General features: G+C 72.7%; 23 protein-coding genes. 11 read left to right on the forward strand and 12 right to left on the reverse strand.

Going from position 1 to position 22,937, the window contains the following annotated elements:
• Positions 1 to 34 precede the first annotated feature (34 nt).
• Positions 35 to 562, reverse strand: a complete 528-nt coding sequence (locus ACFYOH_RS31555; RefSeq protein ID WP_388632585.1) for a gamma carbonic anhydrase family protein — start codon at positions 560 to 562, stop codon at positions 35 to 37.
• A 109-nt stretch (positions 563 to 671) separates the two neighbouring features.
• Between ACFYOH_RS31555 and ACFYOH_RS31560 the strand changes: the two genes are divergently transcribed.
• Positions 672 to 1,436, forward strand: a complete 765-nt coding sequence (locus ACFYOH_RS31560; protein ID WP_388632588.1) for an acyltransferase — start codon at positions 672 to 674, stop codon at positions 1,434 to 1,436.
• Positions 1,437 to 2,107: 671 nt separating this feature from the next.
• On the opposite strand, the gene ACFYOH_RS31565 is transcribed toward ACFYOH_RS31560, so the two are convergent.
• A complete protein-coding gene (locus ACFYOH_RS31565; protein WP_388632591.1) occupies positions 2,108 to 2,965 on the reverse strand; it encodes an EamA family transporter in 858 nt (285 codons plus the stop codon).
• Positions 2,966 to 3,068: 103 nt separating this feature from the next.
• On the opposite strand from ACFYOH_RS31565, the gene ACFYOH_RS31570 reads away from it, so the two are divergent.
• Both ACFYOH_RS31570 and ACFYOH_RS31575 read left to right on the forward strand, forming a co-directional pair.
• Positions 3,069 to 3,641, forward strand: a complete 573-nt coding sequence (locus ACFYOH_RS31570; RefSeq protein WP_351807939.1) for an XRE family transcriptional regulator — start codon at positions 3,069 to 3,071, stop codon at positions 3,639 to 3,641.
• A gap of 32 nt (positions 3,642 to 3,673) precedes the next feature.
• The gene (locus tag ACFYOH_RS31575) at positions 3,674 to 4,231 is read left to right on the forward strand and encodes a YbaK/EbsC family protein (protein WP_388632594.1); all 558 of its coding nucleotides are present in this window, start codon (positions 3,674 to 3,676) and stop codon (positions 4,229 to 4,231) included.
• A gap of 38 nt (positions 4,232 to 4,269) precedes the next feature.
• On the opposite strand, the gene ACFYOH_RS31580 is transcribed toward ACFYOH_RS31575, so the two are convergent.
• The 3 genes from ACFYOH_RS31580 to ACFYOH_RS31590 form a co-directional block, all read right to left on the reverse strand.
• A complete protein-coding gene (locus ACFYOH_RS31580) occupies positions 4,270 to 5,493 on the reverse strand; it encodes a 4-hydroxybenzoate 3-monooxygenase (protein ID WP_388632597.1) in 1,224 nt (407 codons plus the stop codon).
• 64 nt (positions 5,494 to 5,557) lie between these two features.
• On the reverse strand, positions 5,558 to 7,201 hold the full coding sequence (locus ACFYOH_RS31585) for an APC family permease (RefSeq protein WP_388632600.1): 1,644 nt from the start codon (positions 7,199 to 7,201) through the stop codon (positions 5,558 to 5,560).
• 214 nt (positions 7,202 to 7,415) lie between these two features.
• Positions 7,416 to 7,823 (reverse strand): CoA-binding protein, encoded by a 408-nt coding sequence (locus tag ACFYOH_RS31590; protein WP_388632603.1) that lies wholly within the window; start codon positions 7,821 to 7,823, stop codon positions 7,416 to 7,418.
• Positions 7,824 to 7,930: 107 nt separating this feature from the next.
• Between ACFYOH_RS31590 and ACFYOH_RS31595 the strand changes: the two genes are divergently transcribed.
• From ACFYOH_RS31595 to ACFYOH_RS31615, 5 genes are all read left to right on the forward strand, one after another.
• Positions 7,931 to 8,773 (forward strand): hypothetical protein, encoded by an 843-nt coding sequence (locus ACFYOH_RS31595; protein WP_388632606.1) that lies wholly within the window; start codon positions 7,931 to 7,933, stop codon positions 8,771 to 8,773.
• A complete protein-coding gene (locus ACFYOH_RS31600; protein ID WP_388632609.1) occupies positions 8,770 to 9,312 on the forward strand; it encodes a SixA phosphatase family protein in 543 nt (180 codons plus the stop codon). The genes ACFYOH_RS31595 and ACFYOH_RS31600 overlap by 4 nt, the downstream gene beginning before the upstream one ends.
• A gap of 130 nt (positions 9,313 to 9,442) precedes the next feature.
• Positions 9,443 to 10,069, forward strand: coding sequence for a YigZ family protein (locus ACFYOH_RS31605; protein WP_388632612.1), 627 nt, complete (start codon positions 9,443 to 9,445; stop codon positions 10,067 to 10,069).
• A gap of 106 nt (positions 10,070 to 10,175) precedes the next feature.
• A complete protein-coding gene (locus ACFYOH_RS31610) occupies positions 10,176 to 11,339 on the forward strand; it encodes an exonuclease SbcCD subunit D (RefSeq protein ID WP_388632615.1) in 1,164 nt (387 codons plus the stop codon).
• On the forward strand, positions 11,336 to 14,326 hold the full coding sequence (locus ACFYOH_RS31615; RefSeq protein ID WP_388632618.1) for an AAA family ATPase: 2,991 nt from the start codon (positions 11,336 to 11,338) through the stop codon (positions 14,324 to 14,326). The genes ACFYOH_RS31610 and ACFYOH_RS31615 overlap by 4 nt, the downstream gene beginning before the upstream one ends.
• Positions 14,327 to 14,339: 13 nt before the next feature.
• On the opposite strand, the gene ACFYOH_RS31620 is transcribed toward ACFYOH_RS31615, so the two are convergent.
• On the reverse strand, positions 14,340 to 14,786 hold the full coding sequence (locus ACFYOH_RS31620; protein ID WP_356030067.1) for an Lrp/AsnC family transcriptional regulator: 447 nt from the start codon (positions 14,784 to 14,786) through the stop codon (positions 14,340 to 14,342).
• 94 nt (positions 14,787 to 14,880) lie between these two features.
• Here ACFYOH_RS31620 and ACFYOH_RS31625 point away from each other — a divergent pair, with 94 nt between their 5' ends.
• Positions 14,881 to 15,357: a rhodanese-like domain-containing protein gene (locus ACFYOH_RS31625; RefSeq protein ID WP_388632621.1), complete on the forward strand. Its 477-nt coding sequence runs from the start codon at positions 14,881 to 14,883 to the stop codon at positions 15,355 to 15,357.
• A 26-nt stretch (positions 15,358 to 15,383) separates the two neighbouring features.
• Positions 15,384 to 15,899, forward strand: a complete 516-nt coding sequence (locus ACFYOH_RS31630; RefSeq protein ID WP_388632624.1) for an immunity 21 family protein — start codon at positions 15,384 to 15,386, stop codon at positions 15,897 to 15,899.
• A gap of 18 nt (positions 15,900 to 15,917) precedes the next feature.
• Here the strand turns inward: ACFYOH_RS31630 and ACFYOH_RS31635 are convergent, their stop codons facing one another.
• From ACFYOH_RS31635 to ACFYOH_RS31650, 4 genes are all read right to left on the reverse strand, one after another.
• Positions 15,918 to 17,156, reverse strand: a complete 1,239-nt coding sequence (locus tag ACFYOH_RS31635; RefSeq protein WP_388632627.1) for a cytochrome P450 — start codon at positions 17,154 to 17,156, stop codon at positions 15,918 to 15,920.
• A 33-nt stretch (positions 17,157 to 17,189) separates the two neighbouring features.
• Positions 17,190 to 18,581, reverse strand: a complete 1,392-nt coding sequence (locus ACFYOH_RS31640) for an NAD(P)/FAD-dependent oxidoreductase (protein ID WP_388632629.1) — start codon at positions 18,579 to 18,581, stop codon at positions 17,190 to 17,192.
• Positions 18,571 to 18,801, reverse strand: a complete 231-nt coding sequence (locus tag ACFYOH_RS31645) for a ferredoxin (RefSeq protein WP_388632631.1) — start codon at positions 18,799 to 18,801, stop codon at positions 18,571 to 18,573. Before ACFYOH_RS31645 ends, ACFYOH_RS31640 begins: the two co-directional genes overlap by 11 nt.
• Before the next feature lie 168 nt (positions 18,802 to 18,969).
• Positions 18,970 to 19,638, reverse strand: a complete 669-nt coding sequence (locus ACFYOH_RS31650; protein ID WP_388632633.1) for a hypothetical protein — start codon at positions 19,636 to 19,638, stop codon at positions 18,970 to 18,972.
• Between the two features lie 173 nt (positions 19,639 to 19,811).
• Between ACFYOH_RS31650 and ACFYOH_RS31655 the strand changes: the two genes are divergently transcribed.
• Entirely contained in the window at positions 19,812 to 20,654 is an 843-nt protein-coding gene (locus ACFYOH_RS31655; protein ID WP_388632636.1) for an SDR family oxidoreductase, read from the forward strand.
• 12 nt (positions 20,655 to 20,666) lie between these two features.
• On the opposite strand, the gene ACFYOH_RS31660 is transcribed toward ACFYOH_RS31655, so the two are convergent.
• Together ACFYOH_RS31660 and ACFYOH_RS31665 are read right to left on the reverse strand one after the other, a co-directional pair.
• Complete coding sequence (locus tag ACFYOH_RS31660; protein ID WP_388632639.1) at positions 20,667 to 22,358, reverse strand: DUF885 domain-containing protein; 1,692 nt, start codon at positions 22,356 to 22,358, stop codon at positions 20,667 to 20,669.
• Positions 22,359 to 22,410: 52 nt separating this feature from the next.
• Positions 22,411 to 22,896: an Lrp/AsnC family transcriptional regulator gene (locus ACFYOH_RS31665; RefSeq protein WP_351807920.1), complete on the reverse strand. Its 486-nt coding sequence runs from the start codon at positions 22,894 to 22,896 to the stop codon at positions 22,411 to 22,413.
• Positions 22,897 to 22,937: the final 41 nt, after the last annotated feature.

Consider the following 22,937-nt stretch of genomic DNA (forward strand, 5'->3'; position numbering starts at 1 on the left):
ATCAACCGAAACGCACCCGCACCCGCCGACGCGCCTACTCATGCACCCCACGATGCGCCTTGGCCAGCTCCGCATACATCGTGCCGTTGAGCGTGATCCCCTGCCGCTCCTCCTCCGACAACGGCCGCTTGACCTTCGCCGGCACCCCGGCCGCCAGCGACCCGGGCGGCACGACCATTCCTTGCGGGACCAATGCCTGAGCCGCGACGAGCGACCCCGCCCCGATCACCGCCCCGTTCAGGACAGTCGCCCCCATCCCGACCAGGCAGTCGTCCTCCACGGTCGCCCCATGAACGACGGCGTTGTGCCCGATGGACACCCGCTCGCCCACGCTCACCGGAAACCCGGGATCCGCATGCAGCGTGACGTTGTCCTGCACATTCGCCTGCGCACCCACGGTGATCGTCTCGACATCCCCGCGCACCACAGCCCCGTACCAGACACTGGCCCCCGCGTGCAGGGTGACATCACCGATCACGGAAGCCGTCGGCGCCACGAACGCCTCCGGATCGACCCGCGGCTCCTTGCCTCCGATGCCCACGATCAGCGCCTGCTGTGTCATCACCGTCTCCTCGCATCCGTAAGTACCCCGCACGCTACGACACGGCGTGGGGCAAAGATCACAGCAGCCCGCTCTCTCGCCGAAGGCAACCGCTGAGTAACGTAAGCCCGTGCCGAAGCCCAAGAACACGTTCTCGTCCTGGCGCCGCGGCCTCGCCCAACGCGCGGTACACGCGGCCTGGGCGTGGGCCCAACGCACCGGCTCCGTTTCCGCCGAGCATCCCGGCCGCCTGAAGTTCGGCGCGATCGGCGAAGCCACCCGGCTCACCTTCCCGCTCGGCACGGTCTTCGGCGAGCCCTGGATCCACCTCGGCTCGCACTGCATCATCGGCGAACAGGTCACGCTGACGGCCGGCCTGATGCCGGACCTGGACCTCGGCCCGGACCCGATCCTGCGCATCGGCGACGGCGTGGTGCTCGGCCGCGGCAGCCATGTCATCGCCGACACGACGGTCACCATCGGCAGCGACTGCTACTTCGGCCCGTACGTCTACGTCACCTCCACCAACCACTCCTACGACGACCCGCACCAGCCCATCGGCAGGCAGTGGCCGCGCATGCAGCCGGTGGACATCGGCCCGGGCTGCTGGATCGGCACCGGTGCGGTGATCCTGCCGGGCGCGCGCATAGGCCGGAACGTGGTCGTCGCGGCCGGCGCCGTGGTCCGCGGCACGGTGCCCGATCACGCCGTCGTGGCGGGGGCGCCCGCCCGGGTCGTCCGGCGCTGGACGGCCGAGCAGGGCTGGCAGCCGCCGCTCAGGACGCCGGCCCCGGTTCCGATCCCGGACGGCATGACACCACAGCAGCTGCGGGCACTGGCCGAACTGGACGAGGACGGGGTGGCCCGCCTCGCGGAACTGGAAACCGAAAGCTGACTCGGCTGGGGTTGGATTCCGCGGGTTGGTTCGGCTGGTATCGGAGCCTGCAGGTCGGTTCGGCCGGGGCCGGGGGTCCGCGGGTCGGTTCGGCTGGGATCGGAGCCTGCAGGGCGGCTCGGTCGGGGCCGGGGGCCGCGGGTTGGTTCGGCTGGGATCGGAGTCTGCGGGTCGGTTCGGTCGGGGCCGGGGGTCCGCGGGTCGGTTCGGTCGGGACGGGCGCCCGCGGGTCGGTTCGGTCGGGACGGGCGCCCGCGGGTCGGTTCGGCCGGGGCCGGATTCCGCCGGTGGGTTCGGTCGGGACCGGAGTCTGCGGGTCGGTTCGGTCGGGGCCGGGGTCCGCGGGTCGGCTGGGTCGGGGCCGGATTCCGCCGGTGGGTTCGGTCGGGGCCGGATTCCGCCGGTCGGTTCGGCCGGTTCCGGGGTCCGCGGGCTGGTTCGGTCGGGGCCGGGGGTCCGCGGGGCGGCTCGGTCGGGGCCGGGGCTCGCGGGTCGGCTGGGTCGGGGCCGGATTCCGCCGGTGGGTTCGGCCGGGGCCGGAAGCCGCAGGTGGGTTCGGTCGGGACCGGGGCCCGCAGGTCGGGTCCGCCAGGACCAGAGCGCCCAGGCTGACCCTTTCGGAGCTGGAAACCGAAGGTCGGTCCAGTCGGAGCTGGGACCCGCGGGCTCGCTCAGCCGGTCGCCAGCAGCAGGGTGCCGAGCAGCGCCAGGCCCGCGCCCGCTGTCTGGATCGCCCGCAGCCGCTCGCTGAGGAAGCCGCGCGCGGCCAGCGCGGTCACCACCGGGTACAGCGAGGCGAGGACGGCCGCCACGGTGACCGGGCCGTGCTGGGCGGCGACGGCGTAGGTGCCGTTGGCGGCCACGTCGGCGAGCCCGACGAAGGCCAGCGCGGGCAGCGAGGCCCACGGGAAGCCGCCCTCGGGCACCGCCCGGCCGCCCCGCCGTAGGGAGACGGCGAGCGCGGCCCCGCCGACCGCGACGTTCGTCAGCCGCTGGACGAACAGGGACAGGAACAGGCCGGTGACGGTGGTCGAGGCCTCCGTGATCAGGGCGAAGACCGTGCCGAAGCCCAGCGCCGCGATCAGTGTGAGCAGGATCGTCCGCCGCTGGACGGGCGCGCCGCGCAACTGCGGGCCGCCCGCGAGGACGACCCCGGTGACGGCGACCGCGATGCCCGCGGCCTGGAGCAGACCGGGCCGCTCGCCGAGGACGAGGCCCACCCCGACCGGCACGGCCACGCTCAGTGTCGCGAGCGGGGAGACGACCCCCATGGGGCCGAGCGCGAGGGCCTTGTAGAAGGAGAGCAGGGCGATCGGTCCGACCAGCCCCGCGGCGAACGCGAACCACAGGCGGGGCCCGGCCTCGCTCCAGCCACCGGTCGCGACGACGATCGCGCCGAGGACCGTCGCCGCGACGGCCTGCGAGACGACGACGACCGTCAGCGCGGGCGTGCGCCGGGTCAGCAGTCCACCGCCGAAGTCGGCCAGTCCCCACAGCAGACTGGTGGTGAGGGCGAAGAATGCTGTCACGGCTGGCCTCGCAGTACAGTGTGGTGAACAATCAGGTACACCACACCGTAGTTCAGTCAAGTGAACTCTGTCATGCCGTATATTGAACCCTCATGGACGTGATGTGTCGGACCTCGACCTGCTGACCCAGTCCCTGGCGCGCAACGTCAAGCGCTGGCGCACCGAGCGCGGCTTCACCCTGGACGCGCTCGCGGCCCGCGCGGGCGTCAGCCGCGGCATGCTCATCCAGATCGAGCAGGCCCGGACCAACCCCAGCATCGGCACCGTCGTCAAGATCGGCGACGCGCTCGGCATCAGCATCACCACCCTGCTCGACTACGAACAGGGCCCCACCGTCCGCATCGTCCCCGCCGAGCAGGCCGTACGGCTGTGGCACACGGACGCCGGCAGCTACAACCGCCTCCTCGCCGGCACGGAGGCGCCCGGTCCACTGGAGATGTGGGACTGGCGGCTGATGCCCGGCGAGCAGAGCCCCTCCGAGCCGCACCCCGTGGGCACGGTGGAACTCGTCCATGTCACCGCGGGCGAACTGACCCTCACCGTGGACGGCGTCAAGCACCTGGTGCCGACCGGCGCGAGCGCCACGTTCGAAGCGAGCACCTCGCACACCTACGGCAACGAGGGCGACGTACCGATGGAGATGGTGATGGCCGTCTCCGTGCCGCCCGTGCGCTGAACCGCACCGCGGGGGCCTGTTAGCGTGCGGCCATGCGCGCGCCCATCGGAGACTTCGACACCGCTACCCCCGTCCCGGACTGCCTCGAGGAGCTGACCGCCCCGGTCGCCGACGCCGTACGCGAATGGCGGGGCGTGATCCCCGCCGACCGCGTCCTCTACGTCGAGACGGACCCGCGCTGGGCCGACACCGCCGTCTTCGTGGAGCACTACGGCCGCGAGCTGCTGGAGCGGTCGGCGAACTGTGTGGTGGTCGCCGGCAAGCGGGGCGGCGAGACCACTCTCGCCGCGTGCCTGGTGCTCTCCACCACGCGGGTCGACGTCAACGGCGTGGTCCGCCGCCAACTCGGCGCGCGCAAGGCCTCGTTCGCCTCGATGGAGACGGCGACCGGCGAGACGGGCATGGAGTACGGCGGCATCACCCCGGTCGGACTGCCCGCCGGCTGGCCCCTGCTGATCGACTCCGCCGTCGTGGACCTCCCCTACGTCCTCGTCGGCAGCGGACGCCGGCGCGGCAAGCTGCTGGTGCCCGGCAAGGCCCTCGCGGAACTGCCGGGCGCCGTGGTGCTGGAGGGCCTCGGGGTCGCCTGAGGCGGCTGCCCCGCGCATGGCCCGGCCCGTGTTGGGATTCAGTAGGCGGTGGCGGTGCCGAGGTACTGCTCGGCGAAGGCCGCTGCCGCGGCCGGTGAGGTGAACAGGCGGCGCAGCCGGGCCAGTGTGGTGCCGGCGCGGAACGGGTCGCCGGACGCGACACCGTGATAGATGTCCGACAGCCACTGCGAGAACTCCTGGTAGTCCCACACCCGGCGCAGACAGGCCGTCGAGTAGCCGTCCAGGCCGCTGCCGTCGCCCTTCGTGACGCAGGCCGCGAGCGCGTCGCCGAGCAGGAAGGCGTCGTGCAGGGCGAGGTTCATGCCCTTCGCGGCGATGGGCGCGACCAGGTGACCGGCGTCACCGGCCAGGAAAAGCCGCCCGTGGGCCAGGGGTTCGACGACATAGTGGTGCATGTCCAGGACGCGTTTCTCGATCAGCCGGCCCTCGGCGAGCGGGGGCGCTCCGGCCGCGCCGAGCCGCTCGCGCAGCTCGGTCCAGACCCTGTCGTGCGGCCAGTTGTCCGGGTCGTCGCCGGGCGGGCACTGGAGGTAGAACCGGGTCAGCTCCGGGCTGCGGGGCATCTGGCCGGCGAAACCGCGCGGATGGACGCCGAACAGGACGCAGTCCGTCGACGGCGGGACCTCCGCGAGCAGCGCCAGCCAGCCGATGCCGTCGTCCTGCCGTGCGATGCGCCGCCGCTCGACGGGTATCGCGTCCCGGGTCACCCCGCGCGCCCCGTCGCAGCCCGCGACGAAGTCGCAGCGCAGCAGCCGCCGTTCACCCGTGTCCGGGCACCGGTAGGACACCGCGGGCCGGTCGGAGTCCAGGTCGTGCAGCGTGACGTCGCGCACGCCGAAGCGGATGTCGCCGCCCCGTACGTCGGCGTACTCCCGCACCAGGTCCGTCACCAGCAACGGCTGCGGGTAGACGTAGTGACGGCTGCCGGTCAGGTCGGCGTAGGGGAAGCGGTACCGCTCGCCGTCGAAGCGGAACTCGCAGGCGCCGTGCGACTCGGCCCGCTCCAGGAGCCGTGCGGACAGTCCGCGCCGGCCCAGTTCGCGCACCGCCCACTCCTCGATGACACCGGCCCTGGGCCGGGTCTCGATGAACTGCCTGCTCTCGGTCTCCAGGACGACACAGTCGACGGAGGCGGCCCGCAGGATGCCGGCGACGGTGAGCCCAGCAGGCCCGGCGCCCACGACGACGACGGTACGGCGTTCCTCGGGCGCGGAGCCGAGGTGGGGGGAAGGCGAGATCATCCCCGCATTATGACGGTGTCCCGTCAGCCGGATCCGGCCGACGGGACACCAGGGGGGAGCGAGGTCAGTGCGCGGGGGCGTCGGTGACGACGACCTCTTCGATGTCGCGCTCGATCTGCTCGGGCTTGGAGGCGGTCGCCTTGGCCCAGTAGTAGATGACGAGCGAGAACACCGCGACGACCAGGATGTCCCACCACAGCGGCAGGTCACCGTTACCGCCGAAGGTGCTCAGGTAGGAGATCACGCCGATGCCCACCAGGTAGGGCGGCAGCCACTGCGCGGCCTTGAAGTCCAGGCGCGGCGCGTTGGGCAGGTTCTTGCGGATCGCGTACCAGGCGTAGGAGCCGAGCAGCACGTAGCCGATCAGGATCGCGCAGCCCAGGCGCCACAGGGTGTCCCAGCCGGACCAGAAGATGATCAGGTTGGCGACCACGAAGGACAGCGGCGAGATGATGTTGCCGAAGGGCAGCTTGTACGGACGCTCGTGGTTCGGCAGTCGGTCGGAGAAGACGCCGTAGGCCAGCGGGGCGCCCGCGTACATCAGCACGCTCGCCGAGGTGATGAAGCCGACCAGCGTCTGCCAGCTCGGGAACGGCGCGAAGCAGATCACACCGGTCACGAACGACATCGCCAGGCCGAACCACGGCACACCGCGCGAGTCCGTCTTGGCGAACACCTTCGGAGCGTAGCCGTTCTTGGCCAGGCCGTAGGAGATGCGGGAGGTGGCGGTGGTGTAGATCAGGCCGGTGCCGCCGGGGGAGATGATCGCGTCGGCGTACAGGACCCAGGCCAGCCAGCCCAGGCCGACCAGCGAGGCGAGACCCGCCCAGGGGCCGCTGATGCCGGCGTAGGCCAGGTTGGCCCAGCCCTTCGCGAAGGAGGCGTGCGGCAGGGCGGCGATGAACACGACCTGGAGCAGGACGTAGATCGTGGCGCCGATCGCGACCGAACCGAGCGTCGCGCGCGGCAGGTCACGCTTCGGGTTGCGGCTCTCGCCGGCCAGCTGGATCGCCTGCTCGAAGCCGAGCAGCGCGAAGATGATGCCGCTGGAGCTGATCGCGGTGAGGACGCCCTTGGCGCCGAACGGGGCGAAGCCCTCGGAGGTGAAGTTGGCCGGGTGGAAGTTGCCGATGGCGATGATGAAGATCGCCGCGAGCGGGACCGCGATCTTCCACCAGGTGGCGGCGCTGTTCGTGTGCGCCAGCACGCGGACGCCAAGGAAGTTGACCGCGACGAACACGGCCATGAGGAGCACTGCGACGACGATGCCGCTGGTGGTGAGCGTGCCGTTCGCGTTCTGCAGTCCGTCGGCGAAGTGCCAGTGCTTGGCGTAGCCGATCATGGCCTCGACCTCGATCGGGGCCACCGTCGCGGCCTGCAGCCAGGAGAACCAGCCGAAGGACATACCCGCCAGACCGCCGAAGGCGTAGTGCGGGTAACGGGCGGTACCGCCCGCAACCGGGAACATTCCGCCGAGCTCGGCGTGCACGAGGGCGAGCAGCACGATCGCCACGGCACCGATCACCCACGAGATGATCGCCGCGGGGCCAGCCGCCGTGACCGCCTTCTCGGCACCGAAGAGCCAGCCGGAGCCGATGATGGAACCCACCGAAGCCCACATCAGGCCGATGAGTCCCACATCGCGGCGCAGGCCGCCGCCGGTGTCGCTTGTGGCTACCGGCGTAGCAGCCTGGTCGACTTTCGCCATGTCTAGTGGCCTCTCAGATCTATACGCAGCGTTAACGAGCAAGGAGGCCACAGGCTAGGGATGCTTTCCGAGTCAGCAAAAGAGTGTTAACCAAATTTTGACCTGGGATCTTCGGTGTCTTGGGCGCACACTCGGTCACTGACTTGTCACAGGTCAGATGCCTAGTAGGAATGTCAATATTCAGCGACCAATTGTGAGTAGAAGGAGAGATTCGTTAGCCCAGACGGGGAATTTCGATGGCCGGACACCGGTCCATGACCATGTCGAGGCCTGCCATCCGTGTGCGCTCGTAGGCGGCCTCGTCAACGACACCGAGCTGGAACCACACCGCCCCCGCGCCCTTGGTCACCGCCTCGTCGGCCACCGCGCCGGCCAGGTCGCCGTTGACGAAGACGTCGACCACGTCGACCTCGAAGGGGATGTCCGAGAGGGAGGCGTAGCCCTGCTCACCGTGCACGGTCTCGGCCTTGGGGTGCACCGGCACGATCCGCTTGCCGTACCGCTGCAGCACCTGCGCCACGCCGTACGCGGCCCGGCCCCGGTTGCCGGACAGACCGACCACCGCCCAGGTGTCGCCCAGCCCGGTCAGGATCCTGCGGATCGTCGCTTCGTCGCCGTACACGGCCGCCTCCTCGGGGCTGCGGGAAACTGTTCCCCTGGGCAACAGCACCCCGGCGGGTCCGGATTCCCGGCCCGACCTCTCGCCACCATGTCCGGAATGGACACAAGATGCCTGCGTACGACCGTCCGCCCGCCTACGCTCAGCCCGTGCTGCGCATCCTCGACGCCCGAACCGGTGAGCCCGTCCCCGCCGCGCCCGCCCGTCGCGGCCTGACCCGCATCCAGGCCCACGCCTCCGGCCCCGACCCGACCTCCCTGCGGGTGCTGCTCACCGCCGACCTCCTCGTCCGCGCCCTGGAACTGGGCGGCACACCGGTCTGGGCGACCCTCGCCGCACCCCGCGGCCCCGCCGGCCTCCACACCGCCGCGACCACCCTGGCCATCCGCCCCTTCGAGGACGCCCACGACGCCACGCCGGGCCTCGGGGAGGCCCAGACGATCCACGTGACGACCGAAATCCCGGACACCTCCGGCGGGGGACCGGTGGCGTGGGTGGCGCCGATGGAGTGGACGGGGGAGCCGGTGGGCGGCCCGGGGGCGGATCCCGCCGCGGGGCACGTCCCCGAGCCCGCTGCACACCCCACGCTCCCCGACCTCCTTTCCGGTCTCTCCGACCCCGCTGCCCTTCGGCTCGCGCTGCTCCGCGTGCCGCGTGGCGAGCCGGTCCGGCTGGGCCTCGCCGTGCTGGAGGAGGCCGCCGGGCGGCTGGACCGGTGGCGGCGGGCAGTGGCGGGGTGGGCGCGGCAGCCCTCGCGGCCCGTGCCCGACGAGGTGCGGGCGCGGCTGCGCTCCGCGTGGGAGGACGACCTCGACCTGCCCGGAGTGCTGGAGGTGCTGCGGGACGTGGAGAGCGCCCCGGACCTGCCCGACGGGGCCCGGTTCGAGACCTACGTCTACGCCGACCGGCTGCTGGCCCTCGACCTCGCCCGCGACCTCGGGAGCCCGGCGTGATCACGCGGGCGGGCAGGGGCTCGCTGCGCCGGCTGGTGGTCCTGCGGCACGCGAAGTCCGCCTGGCCCGAGGGCGTCGAGGACCACCGTCGGCCGCTCGCGCGGCGCGGGCTGCGCGACGCCCCGGCCGCCGGACGCGCCCTCGCCGAGGCCGACTGCCTGCCCGACCTCGCCCTGTGCTCCCCGGCCGTGCGCGCCCGCCGCACCTGGGAGCTGGCCTCCGCCGAGTGGGGCACTCCGCCGCCGGTGCGCTACGACCGGCGGTTGTACGCGGCCGGCGTACCGGAACTCCTGGAGGTGGTCCACGAGGCGCCGCCCGAGGTCGAGACGCTCCTGCTGGTCGGGCACAACCCCGGTCTCGAGGAGCTCGTCCTGGAGCTGGCGCGGGACGGTCTGGAGGACACGCTGGAGCGGGTGCGGACGAAGTTCCCCACGTCCGCCATCGCCGTCCTGTCCTGGCACGGCACCGGCTGGCCCGCCCTCGGCCCCGGCACCGCCCTTCTGACCTCGCTGATCGTGGCACGCGGGAAGAAGAAGTAGGCCCACGCGCGCGTGCGCGTGCCCACGCCGCGACCACCGGCTGCGCGCGCGTACCCGACCGTCGTCCGTGCCCCCACCGCCGGCATGCGCCCGTCGCCGCCCACTCCCTGTCAGCACATAGGCTTGCGGGATGCAGGACGAGTACCGCACAGTCGCCCGCGCGGGCGTGCACGAGATCGAGATCAACCGCTCCCGCTTCCTGTGCGCCCTCGCCCCGGCCGCCACCGAGCAGGAGGCGCAGGACTTCATCGCCTCCGTGCGCAAGGAGCACGCCGACGCGACCCACAACTGCTGGGCGTACGTCATCGGCGCCGACGCCTCCGTGCAGAAGGCCAGCGACGACGGCGAACCGGGCGGCACCGCCGGCGTCCCCATGCTCCAGATGCTGCTGCGCCGTGAGATGCGCTACGTCGTCGCGGTCGTCACCCGCTACTACGGGGGCGTCAAGCTCGGCGCCGGCGGACTCATCCGGGCCTACGGCGGCGCCGTCGGGGAGGCCCTCGACACCCTCGGCACGATCACCCGGCGCCGCTTCCGGCTGGCCACGGTGACCGTAGACCACCAGCGCGCCGGCAAGGTCCAGAACGACCTGCGCGCCACCGGACGCGAGGTGCGGGACGTCCGCTACGCCGAGGCGGTCACCATCGAGATCGGCCTGCCGGACGCGGACGTGGACGCCTTCCGCGTCTGGCTCGCCGATGCGACGGCGGGCACGGCAGGGTTCGAACTGGGCGGCGAGGCCTACGGAGATGCCTGACACTCCGCCCTGATCGGGCAAATACGGCCATAGTTGACCGGCTGTGTCGGGTCGATACGGGAGTAACCGCCCGTGATGTCAGACCCGGCCGTTAGTCTCGGGGATCATGAGACTCCTGCACACGTCCGACTGGCATCTCGGCCGGGCCTTCCACCGGGTGAACATGCTCGGGGCCCAGGCCGAGTTCATCGGTCACCTCGTCACCACCGTGCGCGAGCGCGAGGTGGACGCGGTGGTCGTGTCGGGCGATGTGTACGACCGCGCGGTGCCCCCACTCGCCGCGGTCGAGCTGTTCGACGACGCCCTGCACCGCCTCGCCGACCTCGGTCTGCCCACGGTGATGATCTCCGGCAACCACGACTCCGCCCGCCGCCTCGGCGTCGGCGCCGGGCTCATCGACCGCGCCGGCATCCACCTGCGCACCGAACCGTCGGCCGCCGGCACCCCCGTGGTGCTCACCGACGCCCACGGCGACGTCGCCTTCTACGGTCTGCCCTACCTCGAACCGGCCCTGGTGAAGGACGAGTTCGCCGTGGACAAGGCCGGACACGAGGCCGTGCTCGGCGCCGCCATGGACCGCGTCCGCGCCGACCTCGCCGGCCGCGGGCCGGGCACCCGCTCGGTCGTCCTGGCCCACGCCTTCGTCACCGGCGGCGAGGCCAGCGACAGCGAGCGGGACATCACCGTCGGCGGGGTCGCCGCCGTACCGGCCGGGGTCTTCGACGGTGTCGACTATGTGGCGCTCGGCCATCTGCACGGCTGCCAGGCTCTCACCGAGCGCGTGCGCTACTCCGGCTCCCCGCTCGCCTACTCCTTCTCCGAGGCCGACCACCGCAAGAGCATGTGGCTGATCGACCTCGGCCCCGACGGCTCCGTCTCCGCCGAGCGCGTCGACTGCCCGGTGCCGCGCCCGCTGGCCCGCATCAGGGGCACGCTGGACGACCTCCTCGCCGACCCGGCACTGGCCCGCCACGAGGACGCCTGGGTCGAGGCCACCCTCACCGACCCGGTCCGCCCCGCCGAACCCATGGCCCGGCTCACCGAGCGCTTCCCGCACACCCTCAGCCTCGTCTTCGCCCCCGAACGCGGCCCGGACGACCCCCAGGTGTCCTACGCCCGGCGTCTCGCGGGCCGCAGCGACCAGCAGATCGCCCAGGACTTCGTCGCCCATGTGCGCGGCGCCGGGCCCGACGAACGGGAGGCGGCCGTGCTGCGCGAGGCCTTCGACGCCATGCGCGCCGACGCCGCCGTACGGGAGGTGGCCCGGTGAGGCTGCACCGGCTCGACATCACCGCCTTCGGGCCCTTCGGCGGCTCCCAGAGCATCGACTTCGACGCCCTGTCCGCCGCCGGACTCTTCCTGCTGCACGGCCCCACCGGCGCCGGCAAGACCTCCGTCCTGGACGCCGTCTGCTACGCCCTGTACGGCTCCGTCCCCGGCGCCCGGCAGAGCGGCCAGGGCATGCACCTGCGCAGCGACCACGCCGAGCCGCGCACCCGCACCGAGGTCCGCCTCGACCTCACCGTCGCCGGCCGCCGCCTGGAGATCACCCGGCAGCCGCCCTGGGAGCGGCCCAAACTGCGCGGCGCCGGCACGACCGTCGACAAGGCCCAGACCTGGCTGCGCGAGTACGACGCCGCGGTCGGCGCCTGGAAGGACCGCAGCCGCTCCCACCAGGAGATCGGCGAGGAGATCACCCAGCTGCTCGGCATGAGCCGCGAGCAGTTCTGCCAGGTCGTGCTGCTGCCCCAGGGCGACTTCGCCCGTTTCCTGCGTGCCGACGCCGAGGCCCGCGGCCGGCTGCTGGGCCGCCTCTTCGACACCCAGCGCTTCGCCGACGTCGAGAAGCGCCTCGCCGAGCGCCGCCGCGCCACCGAGGCACGCGTGCGGGAAGGCGACGCGGCGCTGCTCGCCGACGCCCACCGCATGCAGCAGGAGGCCGGCGACGCCATGGAGCTGCCCGAGCTGGCCCCCGGCGACCCGGGCCTGGCCGACGCCGTCCTCGGCGCCGCCGCGGTCGCCCGGGCCACCGCCCGCGAACGCCTCACCGTCGCCCGTTGCCGGCTCGCCGCCGCCGAGTCGGCCCACGCCGAGACCCGACGCGACCTGGACGAGGTACGCGAACTCGCCCGGCTGCAGAGCCGGTTGGCCGAGGCCCGGCAGCGCGCCGAGCGGCTCCAGGAGCGGGCGGGCGCCCATCACGAGGCACAGCGGCGCATGGAGCGGTCCCGCAAGGCGGAGGCGGTCGCGCCCGCGCTGGAGCTGCGCGAGGCCGCCGAGGAGGAGCACCGCAGGACGGCCGCGGCCGAGGCACGCACGCGTGGCATGCTCCCCGAGTCCTACGCCGACGCGGGCGTGGCCGGACTCGCCGCCGCCGCCCGCCGGGCCGCCGAGGAGCTGGGCGGTCTGGACGCGGCCCGGCGGGCCGAGCAGCGGCTCGCCGAACTGGCCGAGGAGCGGTCCGGGCTCGACCGCCAGGAGCGCGCGGACGAGGACGTGCTCCGCGAGGCCGAGGCCTGGCTCGACGGCTGGGACGCCACCCGCGCGGCGCTGCAGTCCCGCGTCGACTCCGCCCAGGAGGCCGCCACCCGCGCCGAACAGCTCGCCGTCCAGCGGGAACCGATGCGCGGGCGCCTAGAGGCGGCCCGCACCCGGGACCAGCTGGCCGCCGACCTGGAGGGGGCCCGGCTGCAGGCGGCCGCCTCGGGGCAGCGCGCCCTCGACGCCCGAGCCCACTGGCTGGACCTCAAGGAACAGCGCCTGCACGGCATCGCCGCCGAACTGGCCGCCCACCTCACCGACGGCGAGCCCTGCGCGGTCTGCGGAGCCATCGAACATCCGGCGCCGGCCCGCAAGGTCGCCGGACACGTCGACCGGGAGACCGAGGACCGGGCCCTGGCCGACTGCCGGCGCGCCGAGGAGCAGCACGCCGAGGACGAGCGGCGGCTCGGCGTCGTCCGCGAAGCCCTGGCCGCCGCCACCGCCGAGGCCGGAGACACGCCCACCGCCCAACTCGAAGAAGCCAACGCGCAGTTGGAGCACGAGTACGCCCGCGCCCGGCGCGACGCCTCCGCGCTGCACGCCGCCCACGAGGAGCTGCGGCGCGCCGAGCACGAGCGCGAACAGCGCCTCGCGGACCGCCAGCAGGCCGCCGTACGGGCCGCCTCCCGGCTCACCCGGCGCGAGACCCTGGAGCGCGAACAGGCGCAACTGGAAGAGGTGTTGACCAAGGCGCGCGGCAACTCCGGCAGTGTGGCCGCACGTGCCGCGCAACTGGAGCGGCAGACGGCGCTGCTGACCGACGCCGCCGACGCCGTGCGCGCCGCCGAGGACGCCGCCCAGCGGCTGAAGGACGCCGACGCCCGCCTCGCCGACGCCGCCTACCGGGCCGGCTTCGACACCCCGCGGGCCGCGGCCGGCGCTCTCCTGGACGCCGCGGCCCACCGCGAACTGCAGCACCGCCTGGACGCCTGGCAGGCCGAGGAGGCCGCCGTACGCGCGGTACTGGCGGAGGCCGACACCGCGGCCGCCGCCCAGCGCCCGCCCGCCGACCCGGCCACGGCCGAGCGCGCGGCCGCGACGGCCGAACACCGGCTGCGCGAGGCGGCGTCCGCACGCGACGCGGCGGCCCGCTGCTGCGCCGAGCTGGACCGCCTCTCCGCGCGCACCGCCGAGGCCGTACGACGGCTCGCCCCGCTCCGCGAGGAATACGACCGGGTCGCCCGCCTCGCCGCCCTCACCGCGGGCACCTCCGCCGACAACGAACGCAAGATGCGCCTGGAGTCGTATGTGCTCGCGGCCCGCCTGGAGCAGGTCGCCGCCGCCGCGACCGCCCGGCTGCAGCGCATGTCGTCGGGCCGCTACACCCTCGTCCACTCCGACGACCGCGCCGGACGCGGCCGCAGCGGGCTCGGGCTGCATGTGGTCGACGCCTGGACGGGACGCGAACGCGACACCGCCACCCTGTCCGGCGGCGAGACCTTCTTCGCCTCCCTCGCCCTCGCCCTCGGCCTCGCGGACGTCGTCACCGACGAGGCCGGCGGCGTCCGCCTCGACACGTTGTTCATCGACGAGGGCTTCGGCAGCCTCGACGACCAGACCCTCGACGAGGTCCTGGACGTCCTGGACTCCCTGCGCGAACGCGACCGCAGCGTGGGCATCGTCAGCCACGTGCCCGACCTGCGCCGCCGCATCCACGCCCAGCTGGAGGTCGTCAAGGGCAGATCGGGGTCGGCGCTGCGGCAGCGGGGGGTCTGACCAGGTACCCGGCTCAGCGGCCCAGTGCGCGCCGGGGCAGGGGAGAGGAGTACACGACGCTGGTGGTCACCGAGCCCAGCGCGCCGATCTTCCCGGAGATCTCCTCCAGATGGGACATGGACCGGGCGGCGACCTTGATGACGAAACAGTCGTCCCCCGTCACGTGGTGCGCCTCCAGGATCTCGGGCGTCGCGGCCACCAGGTCGTGGAACGGCTTGTAGTTGCCGTTCGGGTAGCGCAGCCTTACGAACGCGAGGATCGGCAGCCCGAGCCGCTCGGGGTCCACGACCGCGGCGTACCCCTGGATCACGCCCGCTTCCTCCAGCCGGCGGACCCGTTCGGTGACGGCGCTCGGCGACATGGAGACGGCCCGCGCCAGCTCGGCGTAGCTGGCCCGGCCCTCGCGCTGGAGGACCTCTAGGATGCGCCAGTCGGTGGCGTCCGGGGAATACACGGTCATCCCGGATGGATAGCAGGGAAATCCCGGCCTGGACAAGGGGAATGCCATGGATACCTGCTTCAGGGCCGGGGTCGTGAGCCGTAGATTCACAGTCATGATCACGAAGACCACGGAAAACCCTGTCCTGCGCGTCGCGCCCGCGGCCCCCGCCGAGGCGGCCGCCCACTTCCGGGCGAGCCTGGCCTTCCACGCCGATGTCTCCGACGTGGCCGCCGCGCTCGCGGCCGGCGGCGACCCTGGCTTCGTCGTCGTGGACTCGCGCTCGACGGAGTCCTGGGACCAGGGGCACATCCCCGGCGCCGTCCACCTGCCCACCGCGCTCATCCCCGAGCAGGCGGAGCAGCTCCTGGACAAGTCCGTGCCGGTGGTGACGTACTGCTGGGGCCCCGGCTGCAACGGCGCCACCCGCGCCGCCCTCGCCCTCGCCGAACTGGGCTACCAGGTCAAGGAGATGCTCGGCGGCTTCGAGTACTGGGCGCGCGAGGGCTTCGCCTACGAGACCTGGCAGGGGCGCGCACAGCGCGACGCCGACCCGCTGACCGCACCCGTCGAAGGCGATTGCGGCTGCTGATCGACACCCGTGTAGGTTCTCTGCCCATGGCTCGATACGCGGATCCAGGCGCGCTGGAGTGGGTGGAATCGGGCGGCGGCCCGCTGATAGCCGTCCCGGAGACGGTGCTGCCCTTCTGGGCGGGCGCCGACAGCGAGGAACTCGACACGGACTACGACCGCGCGTGCGAGGTCGACGGTTACGCCGGCCTGCTGCCCGTCGGCGACAGCGCGGCCCTGGTCTTCGGCGACGAACCCGCGGCCACCTCGTACCTCCCGGACCACGCCACCTTCGTGCGGTGGTCCGCCGCGAACTCGGAGGCGGAACTCCTCGCCGGTGTCCCCGCCGCCCTGGACACGGCGGTGTGGGGGAGCGAGGTGCACTGGCGGGTGCCCGGACCGGTGCTGCTGTTCGACTCGGCCTGGCCGGGCCCGGCGGCCGACCGCAACGAGCACTTGAGGGTGCCGCTGGAGCCGGGCACGTACGCGGTGCGCGCCGCGTATGCGCAGCCGGGGCCCGAGACCTGGGTCGGGCTGGTGCAGCTCAGACGGCTCGATCACTGACCGGACCGCCGACGGCTGTCAACGCAGGTTGTCGAAGGCGATGTTCAGATGCCGGGGGCCGCGCAGCACCGCGTTCTGCCGGTACGGCGGCGGGTCCTCGACCAGACGGGGATTCTCCAGCCGCCGGGCCAGTTCGGACAGCGCGATCTGGGTTTCGAGCCGGGCCAGCGGAGCGCCGAAGCAGCTGTGGATGCCACTGCCGAAGCCGAGGTGCTGGATGTCCTCGCGGTCCGGGTCGAAGCGCTCGGGGTCCTTGAACCGCTCGGGGTCGCGGTTGCCGGCGGCCAGTACCAGCCAGATCCGCGAACCCTTGGGGACGGTGACCCCGCGCACCTCGATGTCGGTGATGCTGGTGCGCTGCGGCACGATCTGCACGGGTGGCTCGTAACGCAGCAACTCCTCCACGATGCGCACCGAAAGGCCCGGGTCCCGGCGCAGGCGCTGCAGGACGTCCGGGTGGCGCAGCAGGGTGAGCATGCCGTTCGTGATCAGGTTGACCGTCGTCTCGTGACCGGCGATCAGCAGCAGCACCGCGGTGCTCAGCACCTCCATCATCGTCATGGCACCGTCCGGGCCCTTGCTGTCGACCAGGTCGGACAGCAGGTCGTCCCGGGGTTCCTTGGTGCGCTGCTCGACCAGCCCGGCCAGGTACATCCCGAGCTGCATCCGTGCTTCCTGCGCCTTCTTCACGAACTCGGGATCGGGATGCTCGCGCGCCTCCGGGTCCAGGCTGGCCACCAGCGGGTCCACCCAGGCGCGGAACCGGGGCTCGTCCTCCCGGGGCACTCCGAGCAGCCGGCAGATCGCGGTCACCGGGAAGGGATACGCGAACTGGTCGACCAGGTCGATCTGCCGCGCGTCCCCGAAGCCGTCGATCAGCTGGGTGACGATGGCCGCCATGTCACCGCGCATGTCGTCGACCCGGCGCGGCCGGTGCGGCGGCCCGAAGGCGCTGTTGGCGATGCGCCGGAGCCGGTCGTGCTCCGGCGGGTCGAGCCGCAGGAAGGACGGCGGCAGTCCCCCCGTCTCCTCCGACTGGGCCAGTGGGTCCTCTCCGGCGGCGGCGAGGTTGGCGGAGTCGGAGCTGACCCGGGGATCGTGCAGCAGGGCCTCGATGTCGTAGTACGAGCTGAAGACGTACGGGCCGCCCTCCTCCTCGTGCAGGACCGGGGTCTTGCGCAGCTCCTCGTACAGCGGGTACGGGTTGGCGCGGCTGGCGAAGTCGGTGATCCGACGGAACAACGGGGCCTGCGTCATGACACGTCCTTGGAGCGTCGGGCCGGGCGGCGGTCAGTGCCGGGCGGGGTGGAAGACCAGCTGCTGGTCGGCCGGCGAGTAGCCGGTGAGGGTCACGGTGGGGCCGTGGGTCGGCAGGGACGGGTCGGGGAAGTCGGCCGCCACCGGCTGCCTGCCCTCGGGACGCCGGTCCATCGGCGGGTGCTCCACCGGGAACGGCGCGCCCTGCTCGATCTGCCGCGCGTAGAACTCCAGCCACCTGGTGTTGTCGAAGCTCACGGCGGCGATCATCCGGCCCTGGTAGCCGTACACGCCGACGAACCGGCGTTCGGCCGGCGAACCCTGCGTGATCATGAGCTGGTCACCCATGGGCGGCACGCCGACCGACTTGATGTTCACGCCGAACATCGACGACCAGAAGGCGGGCATCCACAGGTGCGGCCGCCGGTCGGCGCCGTGGCAGATCATGTTGTGCGCGGCCGTCTCCGCCTGCGCGACGGCGTTGCCCCAGTGCTCCAGTGAGAGGAACTGGTAGCCGAACAGCGCGTGCGGGGAGCGCGCGACGTCACCCGCCACGAAGACGTCGTCGGTGACGATGCCCCGGAAGTCGAAGGCGCGGCAGCCCGCGTCGCAGGCGATGCCCCGGGGGCCGGCGCCCAGCCCCGACCCGGTCAGCCAGTCGGTGTTGCGCAGCGAGCCCAGCGAGACCACGACCACGTCCGCCTCGACGACGCTCTCGTCGGACAGATGGACCGCCCGCACCCGGCCGGCCGAGTCACCCTCCAGCGAGGTCACCGTGACATGTGTGCGCAGGTCCACCCCGTTGTCGGTCTGCAGGTCGGCGGCGACGGCGCCGATCACCCCGCCGAGCGCGCCCACCAGCGGTGCTGCCGCGCGTTCCGCCACGGTCACGGGCAGCCCCATCTCCCGGCAGGCCGACGCCACCTCCGAACCGGCGAAGCCCGCGCCGATGACGAACACCCGGCGCGGCCCTGCCTTGAGCCGCTGGTACAGATCGGCCGCGTCGTCCCGGGTCCGCAGCAGGCAGACGCCGTCCAGCTGGGCCTCGTCCTCATTCGGCCAGGGCCGGGCGCGGACGCCGGTCGCGATGAGCAGCCGGTCGTACTCCACCTCGTCGCCGTCGGCCAGCCGGACCCGTTTGGCCGTCAGATCCAGACCGGTCGCCGGGACACCGAGCCGCCACTTGGCGTCGATCTCCCGGCGGTGCGGCAGCTCGGTGCGGTGCGGGGAGGCCATCCCCAGCAGGACGGACTTGGACAGCGGCGGCCGGTCGTACGGCTCGTACGGTTCGTCGCCGATCAGGGTCAGCTCGCCGGCGAAGCCCTCGGCACGCAGGGTCTCGGCGGCCCGCAGCCCCGCGAGCGAGGCGCCGACGATCACGATCCGGCCTTCGCGCCTGAGCCACTCGATGTGATCACCGGCCATCGGACGCCTCCCGGGAGTCTCCCATGTCGTCCAGACCGTCCGCGGTGATCGCCTGCACCGGGCAGGCGGCGACGGCGCGGGCCAGCCGTTCCCGCTGCTCCTCGGGGGCGTGCGGGTTGTAGATCAGTGACTCCTCGCCGTGCATCGCGAAGACATCGGGAGCGAGGAACGCGCACTGGGCGTACCCCTGGCATTTGTTGAGATCGACGACGAGCCGCATCGACGCTCCGCCTTTCCGGTGGCCAGGTCCGGTCCGCGCCGGCCGTGTCGCGCGGCATTCCCGGACGGCGGTCATGTCCCGTTTGTCAGCATGGGTCCAGTGCGGCGAGATTGCCCGTCGGGGAACCCGTCCGGGTCGGCGCCACGCCGGGCGCGCCGGACCGGTCCGTCATGCCCGAGGCGCGGCAGGTGAGCGCGAGCCGGCGCCCGCCAGGAGGATGTGACCGCTGAGCACCAGCGACCAGGCCGGGAAGACCAGCTCCGACCAGGGCACGTTGTCCGACACGAAGAGCAGTGTCAGGGCGGTGAGGCCGCCCAGGACGGTGATCGGGCGGGGCAGGACACCGAGACGTTGGCCGATCACCGACACGACGGACACGAAGACGGCCGCCATCCGCATCGCGTACCCCACCAGCATCGTGTACGCGAAGTGGCGGCCGAAGTCCCAGGACGCGGGCGCGGGTGCCGTGCCGGCCGGGTGCGCGACGGAGAGGACGGCACCGGCCGCCGCGGCGGCGCCGAACATCGTGGCCGTGAAGACCAGGCCGCTGCCCAGGAACACGGTGGCCAGAAACCTGTCCTCGGCCGCACCGACATGCGCCCGAATGGAGCCCATGAACCACAGGAAGAAGATGCCTGCGAACGGCACGAGCGCGAGGGCCCTCTCAAGTGCGCCGCGCCGCGCGGAGTTCGTGAACCCTTGGGCGGTGATCGCGGCAGCGCCCTGGGGCATCCCCAGCCGGACCAGGACGATCGCCGCCGTCAGCAGCAGCGCGAACCCGACTCCGGCCAGCCCGGCGGCCCGCGGCGTCTCCAGCGCCGACCTCTTCCGCTGCATGCCGGCCCGCCTCCTCCGCATCGACTCCGGCACCAGCTAGCCCCCACCCGCCGCCCCACGCCACCGGGCACGGCCGGACGGCGGAGCGATGGGGTGTGTGGGGGTGGGGTGGGCGCGGAGCTGGGGCCCTATTCACTCGCGGCGCGATCTCGCTCCCCCTAAGGTGATCCGCCATGTCGGCAAGCACTCCCCCCGCCCCGGAAGAGCTGCGCCGCGACCCGTTGCCCCTGCGTGGCCGTACCGCTCTCGTCACCGGGGCGAGCCGGCGGACCGGGATCGGGCATGCTGTGGCGCGGCGGTTGGCGGCGTACGGGGCGAGTGTGTATCTGCATCACCATGTGCCGCACGACGCCGCCATGCCGTGGGGCGCCGACAGTCCCGAGGCTGTCGTCGGCTCCGTGCGTGAGGCGCTCGGTGATCCCGGGGCCCGCGTCGCCGCAGGACCCGGTGACCTCGCCGACCCGGCCGAGCCGGCGCGGCTGATCGACACGGTCGTCGGTGAGTTCGGCCGGCTGGACATCCTCGTCGCCAACCACGCCCTCAGCGGCTCGGACGGCACCCTGGACGAGATCGACGCCGCGATGCTGGACGCGCACTGGGCGGTCGACACCCGCTCGGTCCTGCTGCTCGTCCAGGCCTACGCCCGCTCGCGCGCACGGCTGACCGACGGTGCTCCCGGCGGGCGGGTGGTGTTGATGACCTCCGGACAGGACCTCGGCGGTGGCATGCCCGGCGAGATCGCCTACGCCCTGCAGAAGGGCGCCCTCGCCTCGATCACCCGCTCACTGGCCGGCACGCTGGCCGAGCACGGCATCACGGTGAACGCCGTCAATCCCGGCCCGGTGGACACCGGTTACGCCACCGGCGAGGCCCACGCCGCCGTCGCCGCCCGCTTTCCCGGCGGACGCTGGGGGCTCCCCGACGACCCGGCCCGCCTCATCGCGTGGCTGGCCACGGACGAGGCCGGCTGGATCACCGGGGAGGTCATCAACTCGGAAGGCGGCTTCCGGCGCTGACGCTCCCGGGCGTCAGAGCCGGGCCAGCTCGTCCACCAGGTCGTCCAGGCCCAGCGAACCCTGCGACAGCGCCGCCATGTGCCAGGCCTTCAGGTCGAACGCGTCGCCGTGCCGCTCGCGCGCCTTCTCCCGGCCCAGCAGCCACGCCCGCTCACCGAGCTTGTAGCCGATCGCCTGGCCCGGAATCGTCAGATACCGGGTCAGCTCGCTCTCCACGAAGTCCGCCGGCCGGCTGCTGTGGGCACCGAAGAACTCCTGCGCCAGCTCCGGCGTCCACCGCTCACCGGGGTGGAACGGCGAGTCGGCGGGGATCTCCAGCTCCAGGTGCATGCCGATGTCCACGATCACCCGGGCCGCCCGCATCATCTGCGCGTCCAGATAGCCGAGCCGCTGCTCGGGATCCGTGAGGTAGCCCAGCTCGTCCATCAGCCGCTCCGCGTACAGCGCCCAGCCCTCGGCGTTGGCGCTCACCCCGCCGACCGTCGCCTGGTAGCGGGAGAGGCTCTCCGCCACGTGCACCCACTGCGCGAGCTGGAGGTGATGCCCGGGCACGCCCTCGTGGTACCAGGTGGAGACCAGGTCGTAGACCGGGAAGCGGGTCTGCCCCATGGTGGGCAGCCAGGTGCACCCAGGGCGGGAGAAGTCCTCCGACGGAGGCGTGTAATAGGGGGCCGCGGCGCCGCCGGGCGGGGCGATGCGCGACTCCACCTTCCGCACCCGCTCGGCGAGTTCGAAGTGCGTGCCGTCCAGGTCCTGGATGGCCTTGTCCATCAGGCCCTGCAGCCACTCCCGCACCTCCTCCACGCCCTCGATGTGCCGGCCGTGCTCGTCGAGGTGGGCGAGCGCCACCCAGGGGGTCTCGGCGCCGGGCAGGATCTTCTCCGCCTCCTGCCTCATCTCGCCGAGGATGCGGTGGAACTCCGACCAGCCGTACGCGTACGCCTCGTCCAGGTCGAGATCGGTGCCGTTGAAGTAGCGGGACCAGCGCGCGTACCGCTCGCGGCCCACCGTGTTCGGGGCGCCCTCGATCGCGGGCGCGTACACGTCCCGCAGCCAGTCCCGCAGCTCCACCAGGGCGCCGGTCGCCGCGCGTGCCGCCTCGTCCAGCTCCGCGCGCAGCGCCTGGGGCCCGGCGGCGGTGAAGTCCTCGTACCAGCCACGGCCCTTGCCGTCCGTGTCCGTCCACTCGGTGAGCTGCTCGATGTACGTCGCCGTCGGCCGCGGCGCCGCGAACAGCTTGCGGTCCAGGCCGAGTTGCAGCGACTCACGGTAGCCCGCGAGCGCTCCCGGCACCGCGCGCAGCCGCTCGGCGATCGCCGCCCAGTCCTCGTCCGTCTGCGACGGCGTGACCGTGAAGATGTCCCGCACCGAGTGGCCCGGCGTGGCCATGTTGCCGACCGCGCGCAGGTGCTCGTCGGCCTCGTGCACGGCGAGTTCGGCGGTCAGCCGCTCCCGCAGCAGCCGCCCGCAGCGCCGCTCCGCGTCGCTGTCCGCCCCCGGCTGCCGCTCCGCCTCGTCCAGCTTCGCGAGCGTGGTCCGCGCCAGCTCCGCGAGGGCCGCCTGGCCCGCGGGCGAGTAGTCGGGCAGCCGGCTCGAACTCTCCTTCACACCGAGGTAGGTACCGGTGACCGGGTCGAGGGCGATGAGGTCGTCCACGTACGCGTCTGCCACCTGACGGGGCAGCGGGCTCTTGGTCTCAGACATGGGCCCATCCTCGTACGAGAAGGATCACCCCGTCACCCACGTATGGGGGGATTCAGCTCTGGGCGTGGCCGGGCGGCAGCAGCGGCCCGCAGTCCCACTGCTGGAAGATCAGCCGGGTCTCCACCCGCGCCACCTCGCGCCGCGCGGTGAACTCGTCGAGCACCAGGCGCTGCAGGTCGGCCATGTCCGCGACGGCCACATGCACCAGATAGTCGTCCGGCCCGGTCAGATGGAACACGGTCAAGGTCTCCGGCAGAGCCCGGATCCGCTCCACGAACGGCCCGACCAGCTCCCGCCGGTGCGGCCGTACCTGCACCGACAGCAGGGCCTGCAGCCCGCGCCCCAGCTTGGCCGGATCCAGACGCAGCTGGTGGCCGAGGATCACGCCCGAGCGGCGCAGCCGGGTCACCCGGTCCAGGCACGTCGACGGCGCCACGCCCACCTGGGCGGCGAGATCGCGGTAGGTGGTCCGGGCGTCGTTCTGCAGCAGCCGCAGCAGATGAAGATCCACCGGATCCAGTACGACAGATTCGGCCATGGGCCGAACGTAGCACGGTGTTCGAATCCCGTGAACCGTTC

It is taken from the genome of Streptomyces sp. NPDC007856 (assembly GCF_042868225.1).
Classification (GTDB): domain Bacteria; phylum Actinomycetota; class Actinomycetes; order Streptomycetales; family Streptomycetaceae; genus Streptomyces.

Excerpts from the sequence above, each read along its gene's own strand:
- ACFYOH_RS31555 (WP_388632585.1), bottom strand. The coding sequence starts at position 562 with ATGACACAGCAGGCGCTGATCGTGGGCATCGGAGGCAAGGAGCCGCGG.
- ACFYOH_RS31575 (WP_388632594.1), top strand. The coding sequence starts at position 3,674 with ATGCGCGCGCCCATCGGAGACTTCGACACCGCTACCCCCGTCCCGGAC.
- ACFYOH_RS31580 (WP_388632597.1), bottom strand. The coding sequence starts at position 5,493 with ATGATCTCGCCTTCCCCCCACCTCGGCTCCGCGCCCGAGGAACGCCGT.
- ACFYOH_RS31585 (WP_388632600.1), bottom strand. The coding sequence starts at position 7,201 with ATGGCGAAAGTCGACCAGGCTGCTACGCCGGTAGCCACAAGCGACACC.
- ACFYOH_RS31595 (WP_388632606.1), top strand. The coding sequence starts at position 7,931 with ATGCCTGCGTACGACCGTCCGCCCGCCTACGCTCAGCCCGTGCTGCGC.
- ACFYOH_RS31605 (WP_388632612.1), top strand. The coding sequence starts at position 9,443 with ATGCAGGACGAGTACCGCACAGTCGCCCGCGCGGGCGTGCACGAGATC.
- ACFYOH_RS31610 (WP_388632615.1), top strand. The coding sequence starts at position 10,176 with ATGAGACTCCTGCACACGTCCGACTGGCATCTCGGCCGGGCCTTCCAC.
- ACFYOH_RS31620 (WP_356030067.1), bottom strand. The coding sequence starts at position 14,786 with ATGACCGTGTATTCCCCGGACGCCACCGACTGGCGCATCCTAGAGGTC.
- ACFYOH_RS31625 (WP_388632621.1), top strand. The coding sequence starts at position 14,881 with ATGATCACGAAGACCACGGAAAACCCTGTCCTGCGCGTCGCGCCCGCG.
- ACFYOH_RS31630 (WP_388632624.1), top strand. The coding sequence starts at position 15,384 with ATGGCTCGATACGCGGATCCAGGCGCGCTGGAGTGGGTGGAATCGGGC.
- ACFYOH_RS31635 (WP_388632627.1), bottom strand. The coding sequence starts at position 17,156 with ATGACGCAGGCCCCGTTGTTCCGTCGGATCACCGACTTCGCCAGCCGC.
- ACFYOH_RS31640 (WP_388632629.1), bottom strand. The coding sequence starts at position 18,581 with ATGGCCGGTGATCACATCGAGTGGCTCAGGCGCGAAGGCCGGATCGTG.
- ACFYOH_RS31645 (WP_388632631.1), bottom strand. The coding sequence starts at position 18,801 with ATGCGGCTCGTCGTCGATCTCAACAAATGCCAGGGGTACGCCCAGTGC.
- ACFYOH_RS31650 (WP_388632633.1), bottom strand. The coding sequence starts at position 19,638 with ATGCAGCGGAAGAGGTCGGCGCTGGAGACGCCGCGGGCCGCCGGGCTG.
- ACFYOH_RS31655 (WP_388632636.1), top strand. The coding sequence starts at position 19,812 with ATGTCGGCAAGCACTCCCCCCGCCCCGGAAGAGCTGCGCCGCGACCCG.
- ACFYOH_RS31660 (WP_388632639.1), bottom strand. The coding sequence starts at position 22,358 with ATGTCTGAGACCAAGAGCCCGCTGCCCCGTCAGGTGGCAGACGCGTAC.
- ACFYOH_RS31665 (WP_351807920.1), bottom strand. The coding sequence starts at position 22,896 with ATGGCCGAATCTGTCGTACTGGATCCGGTGGATCTTCATCTGCTGCGG.